Origin of the sequence: Pseudomonas sp. AM8 (assembly GCF_036346475.1) — a bacterium.
In the GTDB taxonomy this organism is placed as follows: Bacteria; Pseudomonadota; Gammaproteobacteria; order Pseudomonadales; family Pseudomonadaceae; genus Aquipseudomonas; species Aquipseudomonas marginalis.
Genome location: NZ_JAOTNX010000004.1, coordinates 26,603 through 40,138 on the forward strand (window position 1 = coordinate 26,603; position 13,536 = coordinate 40,138).

A 13,536-nucleotide genomic window follows, 5' to 3' on the forward strand; every position below is an offset into this window, starting at 1 on the left:
GGCCGGAAATCAACGATGTCCTATCGAAACCGTTCGGCACTGCCAGCATTGTGCCTGTCACTGCTGTTTACCAGTGCCTTTTCTGTGCAGGCTGAAGACGCACCGGCACCGGCTGCCGAAAAACCCGTCGAACGCCAACCCCTGCCCGAGCGTAGCCAGGAAGAGGCCAGCGCCCTGGAACGCAAAATCCCGCAGCAGGAACAGCAACAGTTGCAGGCCGGCAGTGATTCATTCCTTGCCCTGTGGAAACCGGCCAACAGCGCCGAACCCGAAGGCGTGGTGATTATCGTACCGGGCGCCGGCGAAAATGCTGACTGGCCGCAAGCAATCGGCCCGTTGCGACGTAAATTGCCGGATGCCAATTGGGGCAGCCTCAGCCTGTCGTTACCGGACGTGAGCATGGACACCCTGCCACCGCGCGTCATGGAAGCACCCAACGCCACCGTCGACACCAGCAGTAAAGACGCGAGCACCGCCGACAAGCCGATCGAGCAAGCCGCCAGCGCCGAGGCGGAAGGCACCGACCCGGCGGTGGTCCCGGGTGCAGACGAACAGGACAAGACCGACGCCTCGCGCATCTTTGCGCGCATCGATGCCGCCGTGGCTTTTGCCCAGACCCAGAGCGCACGCACGGTGGTGCTGGTGGGCCATGGCACTGGCGCCTGGTGGGCGGCGCGTTACCTGACTGAAAAACAACCCTCCCAGGTGCAGAAGCTCGTGATGGTTGCCGCCCAGACGCCTGCCGGGCGTCATCCGGATGTGCAGCAACTGGCGCCGGCGCTGAAGCTGCCGACGGCCGACGTCTTCTATCAAGACAACGCTCAAGCACGCAATAACGCCCTGGCACGCGCCCAGGCTGCGAAGCGCTTGAAAAATGACGGCTATAAGCAGGTGTCATTGAAGACCCTGCCCGGCAACAGCGCCGCCGAGCAGGAACAGTTGTATCGCCGGGTTCGCGGCTGGTTGAGCCCGCAGGCCAGCGCCGACTGAGGATCAGCACAAAACCAATGTGGTTATCCGTGAAATAGTGGCCTCTAACGAAAATCCCGGCGCTCGCGAATCAACGAATAGGCATTGTGCAATTCACGGGTGCGCTCGGTCGCCTCACGCACTTGCGCAGGGCTGGCGCCACTGCCGGCCACCTTGTCCGGGTGGTGACGGCTCAGCAGGCGGCGATAGGCACGCTTGATGACCGACGGCTCGGTGGTAGCTGTCACGCCGAGCAAGCGCAACGCTTCCTGGTAGGTCGTGCCACGATTGACCAGCGGCTTGCGCTCAGGTGTGTAGTCGGCCGCCAGCGCCTGGAGCTGTTGCGGTGTCCAGCCCAACCACTTCCCCCACAGGTCGATCAAGTCGCGCTCGGCGGCATCCGCCTTGCCGTCCGCCCAGACCATCCGCCAGCACGCCCGCAACACCCCTTCCGCCGCATGGGGCTGGGCCTTGAGCACACGCAGGTAGCGGCGTACCCGGTCGGAACCGGATTTGCCGCGGTTGAACGCCGCAATCGCGCGGCGCTGGGCCGATTCGGTCATGTCCAGTGAGCGCATTTCCTGCCGCGCCTGCTGGATATGCCCGTCCACCACACGCCCGTTGCTTTTGGCCAGGCGCCCGAGCAACACAAACAATAACTCGTCATTGCGTAACGCCGGACGCCCGCCCAAGCGCTCGCGCAACTGTGCCCAACTGTGCAGTTGCAGGCGGCGATCCAGCGCCTGCCCCAACAGCGCACCCAACAAGGCCCCCGGAATACTGGCAATGGCAAAGCCAGCCCCGGCGCCGATCAGCGTCCCTGGCCACAACATGCTACTGCCCCGCTGTCAGCAGGGTTTCGACGTGCGCCAGGCGCTCCAGCGTGCCGACATCAATCCAGCGTCCCGCCATGTGTTCCCCCGTTACCAAACCTTTCGCCATGGCCGCACGCAGCAGCGGCGCCAGCTTGAAGGCACCGGCGTTGCAACCCTCGAACAGCCGGGGGTCGAGCACTGAAATGCCACTGAAGGTCAGGTTATCGGCACCGGGCGCCGCATCATGAAGCAAGCCCTGATCAAGGTAGAAATCACCGCCCGAGGGGTGATGTGCCGGGTTGTCGACCATCACCAGATGAGCCAGGCCCTTAAGCGGCTGCTTGAGTCGGGTGAAGTCGTAGTCGGTCCAGATATCGCCGTTGACCACCAGGAATGGCTCATCCCCCAGCAACGGCAGCGCCTGGAAAATCCCGCCGCCGGTTTCCAGCGGTTCGCCCTCCGGGGAGTAGCGGATACGCAAGCCGAACTGCGCGCCATCCCCCAGGTAGCGCTCGATCTGCTGGCCGAGCCAGGCATGGTTGATCACCACATCGGTAAAGCCGGCCTTGGCCAGCGCCTCCAGATGGTACTCGATCAGGCGCTTGCCGCCGGCCTGCACCAGCGGCTTGGGGGTGTGCAAGGTGAGCGGACGCATCCGCTCGCCTTTGCCGGCGGCCAGGATCATGGCCTTCATACGCCGGCCTCTGCGGGCTGGCGCAGGCTGGTCAGTAACTCAGCCAGTTCGCTCAACTCCGGGCGATCGTCCAGCACCGCCTCTATATAAGCAAAGAAGCGCGGTACGTCGGCCAGGTAGCGTGGCTTGCCGTCGCGATGGCAGATGCGCGCAAAGATGCCGATAACCTTGAGGTGGCGCTGCACGCCCATCAGGTCGCTGGCGCGCAGGAAGTCTTCGAAATCCGGTTGTACCGGAATGCCGGCCTGGCCCGCACGCTCCCAGTAGTCGCGCTGCCATTCCCGCACACGGGCCTGGGGCCAGCTGAGAAAGGCGTCCTTGAACAGGCAGGTAATGTCGTAGGTGACCGGACCATACACCGCGTCCTGGAAATCCAGCACGCCAGGGTTAGGCTCGCTGATCATCAGGTTGCGTGGCATATAGTCGCGGTGCACCAGCACTTTGGGTTGCGCCAGGGCGCTGTCGATCAAGTGATCGCTGACACGCTGCCAAAGTGCATGCTGCCGGGTATCCAGCTCGAGACCCAAGTGTCGGCGCACGTACCATTCGGGAAACAATTCGAGTTCACGGCGCAGCAAGGCGACGTCATAGCTGGGCAGTGGTGCGTCCATCGGCAACTGCTGATAAGCCAGCAAGGCGTCAATGGCATCGGCAAACAATTGATCGGCGTTTTCGTCGTTTATCACGTCCAGGTAGGTTTTTCTGCCCAGGTCATTGAGCAAAAGAAAGCCTCGCGGCAAGTCTTGTGCATAAATTTTTGGAACATTTATTCCCGACGTCGACAACAAATAAGCGATATCGACGAAAGGCTTGCAGTTTTCCTGAGGCGGCGGCGCGTCCATTACCACGAAAGTCCGACCGCCGCCTTCCCAACGGAAATAGCGCCTGAAACTCGCGTCGCTGCTGGCCGCGGTCAATGTGGCCGGGGGTACGGCACCCCAGCCTTGAGCGTTGAAAAGGATCGGCAACTGCTCATCCAGCCAGACTTCCAGCTGCTGTAAACGTAGATCTTGCTCGGGCATTACAAGGGTCTCCGACGGCGCTAGCCGTCAAGCGGGTCATGCTTTATTATCACGCATCTTTTTCAGACCATCGAGAGGCGTGCGGCCCAAACCGCGGGCAGATGGCACGCAGGAAGCCCGGACTAATAAGATGGCATTGAAATCCCCCGCGTTTCGTAGAAAATTTCCGTTGCTGGTAACCGGCAGTCTGCTGGTCATGCAACCCTTCGCCACCTCATTCGTGGTCGCCGCGGAACAGTATGACTGCTCAGTCTCTGCTTCGGGTGCCTGGGACTGCGCGCCGAAGACCGCCGCAGCCCCATTGCCACCGCGCCCGGTGCATGACGGCGCAGCCGTCAGCTCGGCCAACAGCACGGCGCAGGCCGACGCTGGCGGCAGTGCCGAAGCCGAGCCGAAGACCGCACTGGTCACCGAGTCCAAGGGCCGTGGCCTGCGTTCGCGCAGCGCCGACTACAGCCACTTGGACTGGGTGCCTCGCGAAAAGTTGACCGCAGCCCAGCTGGCGGAAACCGGTCCTTACTGCGGCGGCGCGTACATCGAGCCAACTCGTCCTGGCATGAACGACAAGACGAACAAGAGCGATGCGCCCACCTTCATCGGTGCCAAGGCCTCTCGTTACGAGCAGGAACAACAAGTCGCAACCCTGGCCGGTGACGTCGTCATGCGCCAGGGCAGCATGCAGCTGGAGTCGGAAGAAGCCAGCCTGTACCAGGCCGAGAACCGTGGCGAGCTGAACGGTAACGTGCGACTGCGCGACAACGGTGCATTGATCGTCGGCGACCACGCCCAGGTTCAACTGGATACCGGCGCTGCGCAGATCGACAACGCCGAATACGTGCTGCACAAGTCGCGTATCCGCGGTAACGCGCTGTATGCCAAGCGCGCCGAAAACGCGATCATCCGCCTCAAGGACGGTACGTACACCACCTGCGAGCCGGACAGCAATGCCTGGCAGCTCAGGGGCAACAACATCACGTTGAACCCGGCCACCGGTTTCGGTACGGCCACCAACGCGACGCTGCGGATCAAGAACATTCCGATCCTGTACACCCCTTACATCTACTTCCCGATCGACGACCGTCGTCAGTCCGGCTTCCTGCCTCCGAGCTTCAGCACCGGCGGCGAAACCGGCTTTACTCTGGTCACACCGTACTACTTCAACCTGGCGCCAAACTACGACGCCACGTTGTACCCGCAATACATGACCAAGCGCGGCATGATGATGGAAGGCGAATTCCGCTACCTCACCAAGTCCAGCGAAGGCCAGTTCGGCGGCGCGTACCTGAACGACGACAACGACGAACGCAAGAAGCAGACCGACTACGAAAAAACCCGCTACATGCTCAATTGGCAGCACAAGGGCGGGCTGGATTCGCGTGTACTGACCCAGGTCGACTACACCACGATCAGTGACCCTTACTACTTCCAGGACCTCAAGTCCTACCAGGAAGGTGTCGAGAGCCGCGACTACGTCAACCAGCAGGGCTCCGTGGCTTATCGCGGTGACACCTTCCAGGCACGCCTGAACCTGCAGGCTTACCAGTTGGCAACGATCTCCCAGGTCACGCCGTATAACCGCCTGCCGCAGATCACCTTCAACGGTACCCTGCCTTATCATCCGGGTGGCTTGAACTTCAGTTATGAGACCGAAGCCGTACGCTTTGATCGCGACCTGGAAAACGGCAATTTCAGCAATGAGAACGGGGACATCGAGCGCCGCCTCGACACTTATGTCCGCGGTCTTACCCGTGCCAATGGCACGCGCCTGAACGTAGCGCCGGCTGTCGAGTACCCGATGAACTGGACCTACGGCTTTGTAACGCCGAAGCTCAAGTACGTGTACACCAAGTACGACCTGGACCTGGATAACATCGGCAAGAACCAGATCCTTGTTGATCAGGCTGCAGCAGTGGCAGCCGGTACCCAGTACGCGGGCGGCACCTTCAAGAGCTCCCAGGACCGTGCGGTTCCGGTGGCCAGCGTCGACAGCGGCCTGTATTTCGATCGCAACACCAACTGGTTTGGCAAGGATTATCGCCAGACCCTCGAGCCGCGCGCGTTCTACCTGTACGTGCCGAACAAGGACCAGGCCGATATCCCGGTCTTCGACACCAGCGAATACTCGTTCAGCTACGCGTCCCTGTTCCGCGACAACCGCTTCAGCGGCTCCGACCGTATCGGCGACGAGAACAAGCTGTCCCTGGGCTTGACCAGCCGGTGGATCGAAGAAAACGGTTTCGAGCGTCAACGCGTATCCGTGGGACAGGCTTTGTACTTCAAGGATCGTGAAGTACAACTGCCTGGTATCCTGGCGGCCGACCGTGCCGATGCACAGTCCGACGTATCGCCCGTTGCCCTGGACTACGAGTTCCGCTTCAACCGCGACTGGCGCGCCACTGCCGACTACAACTGGGACACCGAGGAGCACAGCCCTCGTTCCGGTAGCGCGATGCTTCACTACCAGCCAGAAGACAACCCGAACAAGATCATCAACGTCGGTTATCGCTATCGTAACGACCAGGTCGTCTACAACCAGTTGACCGGCAAATGGCAGTTCGGTGGCGACTACGGTCAACCAGGCGATCCGAACTACGTGAAGGATTACTACAAAATCCAACAACACGACTTCTCGATGATGTGGCCGATCATTCCCCAGTGGAACCTGATCACCCGCTGGCAGTATGACTACGCTCGCAACCGTACCCTGGAAGCCTTCGGTGGTTTCGAGTACGACAACTGCTGCTGGAAACTGCGCGTCATCAACCGTTACTGGGTTTCCAACGACGAATACAGCCAGATCGCCCCGCTTAACGAAAAGGGTGACCACGGGCTCTTCCTGCAGATCGTCCTCAAAGGACTCGGCGGCCTGACCGGCGCCAAGGTAGAGAGCTTCCTCGACAAAGGCATTGAAGGTTATCGTGAACGTGAAGACCAAGCTTTCTGATTGTCTGCGCCCGCTAGTGCTGGGCGCGCTGTTCCTGGGCACCGTATCGGCTCACGCTGCGGTTCAGCAACTGGATAAAGTAGTGGCCATCGTCGATAACGACGTGATCATGCAAAGCCAACTGGACCAGCGCGTCAAGGAAGTGCAGCAAACCATCGCCAAGCGTGGCGGTGGCGTGCCACCGACCAGCGTGCTGGACCAGCAGGTACTGGAACGCCTGATCGTCGAAAACCTGCAACTGCAGATCGGCGAGCGTTCCGGCATCCGCATTTCGGACGAAGAACTGAACCAGGCGGTCGGCACCATCGCTCAGCGCAACAACATGAGCATTGATCAATTCCGCGCGGCCCTGGCCCACGATGGTCTTTCGTATGAAGACGCCCGTGACCAGATCCGCCGCGAAATGATCATCAGCCGTGTGCGCCAGCGTCGCGTCGCCGAGCGGGTCCAGGTATCCGAGCAGGAAGTGAAGAACTTCCTGGCCTCGGACCTGGGCAAGATGCAGCTTTCCGAAGAACTGCACCTGGCCAATATCCTGATCCCGACCCCGGACAGTGCCAACTCCGAGCAACTGAATGCGGCAGCGGCGAAAACCCAGGCTATCTATGATCGCCTGAAAGCCGGCGCTGACTTTGCCCAGATGGCCATTGCCCAGTCCGGCAGCGACAACGCCCTTGAAGGTGGTGATATGGGCTGGCGTAAAGCTGCTCAACTGCCACCTCCGTTCGACCGTGAACTGAGTGCCATGGAAGTGGGTGGCATCACCCAGCCAGCCCGCACCCCAGGCGGCTTCATCATCCTGAAGTTGCTGGAACGTCGCGGTGGCGAGACCTCGCTGAAAGACGAAGTGCATGTTCGTCATATCCTGGTCAAACCAAGCGAAATCCGCACCGAGGCCCAAACCAAGGAACTGGCCCAGAAGATCTATGACCGCATCGAAAGCGGTGAAGACTTCGCCACCCTGGCCAAGAGCTTCTCGGAAGACCCAGGTTCCGCCCTCAACGGCGGCGACCTGAACTGGATCGACCCGAAAGCCCTGGTGCCTGAGTTCCAGCAGGTAATGGCCGATACTCCGCAAGGCGTACTGTCCAAGCCGTTCAAGACCCAATATGGCTGGCATGTACTGGAAGTCCTTGGTCGTCGCGCCACCGACAACACCAGCCAGGCCCGCGAGCAGCAGGCGTTGAACGTACTGCGTAACCGCAAATACGACGAAGAGCTGCAAACCTGGCTGCGTCAGATCCGTGACGAAGCCTACGTGGAAAACAAGCTGCCAGGCGCCGAGCAAACAGGCACCGACCAGGCAGCTCCGTGAAACCCCAGCGTTTCGCCGTGACACCCGGCGAGCCGGCCGGCATTGGTCCAGACCTGTGCCTGCTGCTCGCCTCGCACCCCCAGCCGCACCCCCTGATTGCCATTACCAGCCGCGACCTGCTCCTTGAGCGGGCCGCGCAGCTGGGTGTGGTCGTCAGTCTGCTGGACGTGGCACCGGGCAACTGGCCCGACCTGCCGGCGCCCGCCGGCAGCTTGTATGTGTGGGACACCCCGCTGCAAGCCAAGGTCGTTGCCGGTCAACTCGACAAGGCCAATGCGGCGTTCGTCCTGGAAACCCTGACCCGCGCGGGGCAAGGCTGCATCGACGGCGACTTCGCCGGCATGATCACCGCGCCGGTCCACAAGGGCGTGATCAACGAATCGGGCATTGCGTTTTCCGGCCACACCGAGTTCCTGGCCGAGCTGACCAACACCGCTCAAGTCGTCATGATGCTGGCCACACGCGGCCTGCGGGTCGCCCTGGTGACCACGCACCTGCCATTGCGCGACATTGCCGACGCCATCACCGCCGAGCGTGTGGAGCGCGTTACGCGCATCCTGCATGCCGACCTGCAACAAAAATTCGGCATCGCCCAACCGCGCATCCTGGTCTGCGGGCTCAACCCCCACGCCGGCGAAGGCGGACACTTGGGCCATGAAGAAATCGACATCATTGAACCAACCCTGGAGCGTCTGCGCCAAGAAGGCATGGACCTGCGTGGCCCACTGCCAGCAGACACTCTGTTTACCCCCAAATATCTGGAGCACTGCGACGCAGTGCTGGCGATGTACCATGACCAGGGGCTGCCCGTGCTGAAGTACAAAGGCTTCGGCGCCGCAGTCAACGTGACACTGGGCCTGCCGATCATCCGCACCTCCGTCGACCATGGCACCGCCCTGGACCTGGCAGGCAGCGGCAAGATCGATACCGGCAGCCTGCACGTGGCCCTGGAAACCGCCTATCAGATGGCCGAGACCCGTATATGACCGAGCATTACCAACACCGGGCGCGCAAGCGCTTCGGGCAAAACTTCCTGCACGACGCAGGCGTGATCGACCGTATCCTGCGCTCCATCCATGCCAAGCCAGAAGACCGCCTGCTGGAAATCGGCCCGGGCCAGGGCGCGCTGACCCAAGGCTTGCTCGCCAGTGGCGGCCAACTGGACGTGGTGGAACTGGACAAGGACCTGATCCCGATCCTCAACCAGCAGTTCGCCGGCAAGTCCAACTTCAACCTGCATCAGGGCGATGCACTGAAGTTCGACTTCAATACCCTCAACGCCGCGCCTAATAGCCTGCGTGTGGTGGGTAACCTGCCGTACAACATCTCCACACCGCTGATTTTCCACCTGCTGAACAACGCCGGGATCATCCGCGACATGCACTTCATGCTGCAAAAAGAAGTGGTGGAACGCCTGGCTGCCGGCCCTGGTGGTGGTGATTGGGGCCGATTGTCGATCATGGTTCAGTACCACTGCCGCGTCGAACACCTGTTCAATGTCGGCCCGGGCGCATTCAACCCGCCGCCGAAGGTCGATTCGGCCATCGTGCGCCTGGTGCCTCACGCCGTGCTGCCACACCCGGCCAAGGATCACAAATTGCTGGAACGCGTGGTGCGTGAGGCGTTCAACCAGCGCCGCAAGACCCTGCGCAACACACTCAAGGCCCTGCTGAGCAACGCCGAGATCGAAGCAGCCGGCGTCGACGGCAGCCTGCGTCCCGAGCAACTGGACCTCGCCGCGTTCGTGCGCCTGGCCGACCAACTTGCCATCCAGCCTGCGCCAGTCGCCGACTGAAACCCCCAGGCATGGCCAGACACATGTCTGGCCTAGTGCCCACCTCTTGGCCTAGACTGATCCGCATCTGCTGTCCTCCGCTTTTGCTTTTAAGGCCTCTTGCATGTCCGATCCTCGCTACCAGATCGACGTCAGCGTCGTCACCCGCTTCCTCGCGGACCAATCGCAACCTGAACAGAACCGCTTCGCCTTTGCCTACACCATCACGGTGAAAAACAACGGGCAGGTGCCGGCCAAGCTGCTGTCACGCCACTGGGTGATCACCGACGGTGACGGTCAGGTCGAGGAAGTTCGCGGCGCAGGCGTTGTCGGCCAGCAACCGTTGATCGACATTGGCGCCAGCCACACTTACAGCAGCGGCACGGTAATGACCTCCAAGGTCGGCACCATGCAAGGCTCGTATCAGATGAAAGCCACTGATGGCAAACTGTTCGACGCCATCATCAAGCCTTTCCGCCTCGCCGTACCAGGCGCCCTGCACTGATGGCAACGTACGCGGTCGGCGACCTGCAAGGCTGTCTGGAGCCTCTCAAGTGCCTGCTTGAACGGGTGGCCTTCGACCCGGCCAACGATCGCCTGTGGCTGGTCGGCGACCTGGTCAATCGCGGCCCCGAGTCCCTGGAAACGCTACGTTACCTGTATAGCCTGCGGGATTCCCTGGTGTGCGTACTGGGCAACCATGACCTGCACCTGCTGGCGGCCGGCAATAACATCGAGCGCCTGAAAAAGGGCGATACCCTGCGCGAAATCCTCGAAGCGCCAGATCGCGCACAACTGCTTGACTGGCTGCGTCGGCAAAAGATCATGCATTACGACGAAAGCCGCAATATGGCCTTGGTCCATGCCGGTATCCCGCCGCAGTGGACGCTGAAAAAAGCCCTCAAGTGCGCCGCCGAAGTCGAAAACGCCCTGGCCGATGACAGCCTGTACACCGCCTACCTCGACGGCATGTATGGCAACGAGCCAGTGAAGTGGGACAACGACCTTACCGGCGTCGCCCGCCTGCGGGTGATTACCAACTATTTCACACGCATGCGCTTCTGCACCGCCGAGGGCAAGCTGGACCTCAAGAGCAAGGAAGGCGCCGACACGGCACTGCCTGGCTACAAACCATGGTTTGCCCACAAGGAACGCAAGACCCGCGACACCAGGATCATCTTTGGTCACTGGGCCGCCCTTGAAGGCAAGTGCGACGAACCTGGCGTGTTTGCCCTCGACACCGGCTGCGTGTGGGGCGGCGCCATGACCCTGATGAACATCGACACCGGCGAGCGCCACGGCTGCCAGTGCCAACCCACTCTTCCCGTTACCCTGCCGGCTGCAGCCAAGCCATAGGAGCCCGCCATGAGCGAATTCAAACGTATCCCTCCCGAACAAGCCCAGGCCCTGCGCGAGCAAGGTGCAGTGGTGGTCGATATCCGCGACCAGCCTACTTACGCCGCCGCCCATATCGCTGGCGCCCAGCATCTGGACAACGTCAACATCGCTGATTTCATCCGTGCCGCCGACCTTGATGCACCGCTGATCGTGGCCTGCTACCACGGCAATTCCAGCCAGAGCGCAGCCGCCTATCTGGTCAGCCAGGGCTTCTCCGACGTCTACAGCCTGGACGGCGGCTTTGAGCTGTGGCGTACGACGTATCCTGCAGAAATTGCCTCCGGCGATTCGCAATAATTTTTTTCACACCCCGCTACCCCGCGTGACGCTTGGGCTCGCGCCGTTTCTGACGAACGGCGCAGCCAAACTAATTGCTCATCATCCCTTGCCCTCTCCGATTCCGACTATCCTTAAGCGCAGGCCATCCGAATCAGGGGAGAGCCGGTACACCGGCGTACGGGTCATCGGTAGCGTTTCAGGGTGTTCTGGGGGGAAAACAGCCATTGGCGTTCGCCAATGACTGCCAGCATCGACTGATAGATCCGGCGTCGGCTCCACGTATCGAGCGAGGTGACGACGTCATGAGTATTTTCAGCCACTTCCAACAACGCTTCGCGTCCACACAGCAGGAAGAACTCACGCTGCAAGAGTATCTCGAGCTGTGCAAGCAGGACCGCAGCACCTACGCATCTGCCGCCGAACGCCTGTTATTGGCGATCGGCGAGCCGGAGCTGGTGGAAACCGCCAACAATTCGCGCCTGTCGCGAATATTTTCCAACAAGGTGATCCGTCGCTATCCGGCCTTTGAAGACTTCCATGGGATGGAAGAATGCATCGACCAGATCGTCTCCTACTTCCGCCACGCCGCCCAAGGCCTGGAAGAGAAGAAACAGATTCTCTACCTGCTCGGCCCCGTTGGCGGTGGTAAATCGTCCCTGGCCGAAAAACTCAAGCAACTGATCGAGAAGGTGCCCTTCTACGCCATCAAGGGCTCGCCGGTCTTCGAATCGCCCCTGGGCCTGTTCAACGCCACGGAAGATGGCGCGATCCTCGAAGAAGACTTCGGTATCCCACGACGCTACCTCAACACCATCATGTCGCCCTGGGCCACCAAGCGCCTGGCCGAGTTCGGCGGCGACATCAGCCAGTTCCGCGTGGTGAAACTCTACCCGTCGATCCTCAACCAGATCGGCGTGGCCAAGACCGAACCGGGCGATGAGAACAACCAGGACATCTCGGCGCTGGTGGGCAAGGTCGATATCCGCAAGCTGGAGGAATTCCCGCAGAACGACGCCGACGCCTACAGCTACTCGGGCGCGTTGTGCCGGGCCAACCAGGGCCTGATGGAATTCGTGGAAATGTTCAAGGCGCCGATCAAGGTGCTGCACCCACTGCTCACCGCCACCCAGGAAGGCAACTACAACAGTACCGAAGGCCTGGGCGCGATTCCGTTCACCGGGATCCTGCTGGCCCACTCCAACGAATCGGAATGGCACACCTTCCGCAACAACAAGAACAATGAAGCCTTCATCGACCGGATCTACATCGTCAAGGTGCCGTACTGCCTGCGGGTCAGCGATGAAATCAAGATCTACGACAAGCTGCTGTTCAACAGCTCCCTGGCCAAGGCCCACTGCGCACCCGACACACTGAAGATGCTCGCCCAGTTCACCGTGCTGTCGCGTCTCAAGGAGCCGGAAAACTCGAATATCTATTCGAAGATGCGCGTGTACGACGGCGAGAACCTCAAGGACACCGATCCCAAGGCCAAGTCGATCCAGGAATATCGCGACACAGCGGGCGTGGATGAAGGCATGAACGGCCTGTCGACGCGCTTTGCGTTCAAGATCCTGTCCAAGGTCTTCAATTTCGACCCCCATGAGATCGCCGCCAACCCGGTGCACCTGCTGTATGTGCTGGAGCAGCAGATCGAACAGGAACAATTCCAGGCCGAAACCCGCGAACGCTACCTGCGCTTCCTCAAGGAATACCTCGCGCCGCGCTACATCGAGTTTATCGGCAAGGAAATTCAGACCGCGTACCTGGAGTCCTACAGCGAGTACGGCCAGAACATCTTCGACCGCTACGTGCTGTATGCGGACTTCTGGATCCAGGACCAGGAATACCGCGACCCGGAAACCGGCGAAATCCTCAACCGCGTAGCCCTCAACGAAGAATTGGAGAAGATCGAGAAACCCGCCGGCATCAGCAATCCGAAGGATTTCCGCAACGAAATCGTCAACTTCGTACTGCGTGCCCGCGCCAACAACAACGGCAAGAACCCTACCTGGCTCAGCTACGAGAAGCTGCGGGTGGTCATCGAGAAGAAAATGTTCTCCAACACCGAGGATCTGCTGCCGGTCATCAGCTTCAATGCCAAGGCCAGCAAGGAAGACCAGCAAAAACACAACGACTTCGTCACACGAATGGTCGAGCGCGGCTACACCGACAAACAGGTACGACTGCTCTCCGAGTGGTACCTGCGGGTGCGCAAATCGCAGTAAGGCAGCGATGGGCGTCAACTGCCAGGTCATGGGCCTGGCAGTTGACCGCTTGTCTCTAAGCTTCCAGCTCGCCGCTTGAAGCTTGTAACGTGAAGCTGCCC

Annotated in this window: 12 protein-coding genes; 9 read left to right on the forward strand and 3 right to left on the reverse strand. The window is 60.8% G+C overall.

What is annotated here, in order from left to right:
* Window positions 1-15: 15 nt before the first annotated feature.
* Complete coding sequence (locus tag V3W40_RS11815) at window positions 16-990, forward strand: alpha/beta hydrolase family protein (RefSeq protein WP_098480837.1); 975 nt, start codon at window positions 16-18, stop codon at window positions 988-990.
* A 44-nt stretch (window positions 991-1,034) separates the two neighbouring features.
* Here V3W40_RS11815 and V3W40_RS11820 read toward each other — a convergent pair whose 3' ends face one another.
* Genes V3W40_RS11820 through V3W40_RS11830 form a run of 3 tightly spaced genes read right to left on the reverse strand, consistent with a single transcriptional unit; the run spans window position 1,035 to window position 3,500 of the window.
* Window positions 1,035-1,802: a TerB family tellurite resistance protein gene (locus tag V3W40_RS11820; RefSeq protein WP_027605906.1), complete on the reverse strand. Its 768-nt coding sequence runs from the start codon at window positions 1,800-1,802 to the stop codon at window positions 1,035-1,037.
* Window position 1,803: 1 nt separating this feature from the next.
* Window positions 1,804-2,478: an N-acetylmuramate alpha-1-phosphate uridylyltransferase MurU gene (gene murU / locus V3W40_RS11825; protein WP_065925385.1), complete on the reverse strand. Its 675-nt coding sequence runs from the start codon at window positions 2,476-2,478 to the stop codon at window positions 1,804-1,806.
* Entirely contained in the window at window positions 2,475-3,500 is a 1,026-nt protein-coding gene (locus V3W40_RS11830) for an aminoglycoside phosphotransferase family protein (protein ID WP_074847766.1), read from the reverse strand. The genes murU and V3W40_RS11830 overlap by 4 nt, the downstream gene beginning before the upstream one ends.
* A gap of 130 nt (window positions 3,501-3,630) precedes the next feature.
* On the opposite strand from V3W40_RS11830, the gene V3W40_RS11835 reads away from it, so the two are divergent.
* The 8 genes from V3W40_RS11835 to V3W40_RS11870 all read left to right on the forward strand — a co-directional run bounded on the left by V3W40_RS11835 (window position 3,631) and on the right by V3W40_RS11870 (window position 13,435).
* A complete protein-coding gene (locus V3W40_RS11835; protein WP_065925387.1) occupies window positions 3,631-6,444 on the forward strand; it encodes an LPS-assembly protein LptD in 2,814 nt (937 codons plus the stop codon).
* Window positions 6,419-7,759, forward strand: coding sequence for a peptidylprolyl isomerase (locus V3W40_RS11840; protein WP_027605910.1), 1,341 nt, complete (start codon window positions 6,419-6,421; stop codon window positions 7,757-7,759). The genes V3W40_RS11835 and V3W40_RS11840 overlap by 26 nt, the downstream gene beginning before the upstream one ends.
* Window positions 7,756-8,745: a 4-hydroxythreonine-4-phosphate dehydrogenase PdxA gene (pdxA, locus tag V3W40_RS11845; protein WP_330215072.1), complete on the forward strand. Its 990-nt coding sequence runs from the start codon at window positions 7,756-7,758 to the stop codon at window positions 8,743-8,745. Before V3W40_RS11840 ends, pdxA begins: the two co-directional genes overlap by 4 nt.
* On the forward strand, window positions 8,742-9,554 hold the full coding sequence (gene rsmA, locus V3W40_RS11850) for a 16S rRNA (adenine(1518)-N(6)/adenine(1519)-N(6))-dimethyltransferase RsmA (RefSeq protein WP_330215073.1): 813 nt from the start codon (window positions 8,742-8,744) through the stop codon (window positions 9,552-9,554). Before pdxA ends, rsmA begins: the two co-directional genes overlap by 4 nt.
* A gap of 103 nt (window positions 9,555-9,657) precedes the next feature.
* Window positions 9,658-10,038 carry a Co2+/Mg2+ efflux protein ApaG gene (gene apaG, locus V3W40_RS11855; protein ID WP_027605913.1) on the forward strand — a complete coding sequence of 127 codons (381 nt, stop codon included), beginning with the start codon at window positions 9,658-9,660 and terminating at the stop codon, window positions 10,036-10,038.
* On the forward strand, window positions 10,038-10,889 hold the full coding sequence (locus tag V3W40_RS11860) for a symmetrical bis(5'-nucleosyl)-tetraphosphatase (RefSeq protein ID WP_065925390.1): 852 nt from the start codon (window positions 10,038-10,040) through the stop codon (window positions 10,887-10,889). The genes apaG and V3W40_RS11860 overlap by 1 nt, the downstream gene beginning before the upstream one ends.
* Before the next feature lie 9 nt (window positions 10,890-10,898).
* On the forward strand, window positions 10,899-11,228 hold the full coding sequence (gene glpE / locus V3W40_RS11865; RefSeq protein WP_065925391.1) for a thiosulfate sulfurtransferase GlpE: 330 nt from the start codon (window positions 10,899-10,901) through the stop codon (window positions 11,226-11,228).
* A gap of 284 nt (window positions 11,229-11,512) precedes the next feature.
* A complete protein-coding gene (locus tag V3W40_RS11870; protein WP_003194732.1) occupies window positions 11,513-13,435 on the forward strand; it encodes a PrkA family serine protein kinase in 1,923 nt (640 codons plus the stop codon).
* Window positions 13,436-13,536 lie beyond the last annotated feature (101 nt).

Coding starts and splice junctions, on each gene's coding strand:
- V3W40_RS11815 (WP_098480837.1), top strand. CDS start 16: ATGTCCTATCGAAACCGTTCGGCACTGCCAGCATTGTGCCTGTCACTG.
- murU (WP_065925385.1), bottom strand. CDS start 2,478: ATGAAGGCCATGATCCTGGCCGCCGGCAAAGGCGAGCGGATGCGTCCG.
- glpE (WP_065925391.1), top strand. CDS start 10,899: ATGAGCGAATTCAAACGTATCCCTCCCGAACAAGCCCAGGCCCTGCGC.
- rsmA (WP_330215073.1), top strand. CDS start 8,742: ATGACCGAGCATTACCAACACCGGGCGCGCAAGCGCTTCGGGCAAAAC.
- apaG (WP_027605913.1), top strand. CDS start 9,658: ATGTCCGATCCTCGCTACCAGATCGACGTCAGCGTCGTCACCCGCTTC.
- V3W40_RS11835 (WP_065925387.1), top strand. CDS start 3,631: ATGGCATTGAAATCCCCCGCGTTTCGTAGAAAATTTCCGTTGCTGGTA.
- V3W40_RS11830 (WP_074847766.1), bottom strand. CDS start 3,500: ATGCCCGAGCAAGATCTACGTTTACAGCAGCTGGAAGTCTGGCTGGAT.
- V3W40_RS11820 (WP_027605906.1), bottom strand. CDS start 1,802: ATGTTGTGGCCAGGGACGCTGATCGGCGCCGGGGCTGGCTTTGCCATT.
- V3W40_RS11860 (WP_065925390.1), top strand. CDS start 10,038: ATGGCAACGTACGCGGTCGGCGACCTGCAAGGCTGTCTGGAGCCTCTC.
- V3W40_RS11870 (WP_003194732.1), top strand. CDS start 11,513: ATGAGTATTTTCAGCCACTTCCAACAACGCTTCGCGTCCACACAGCAG.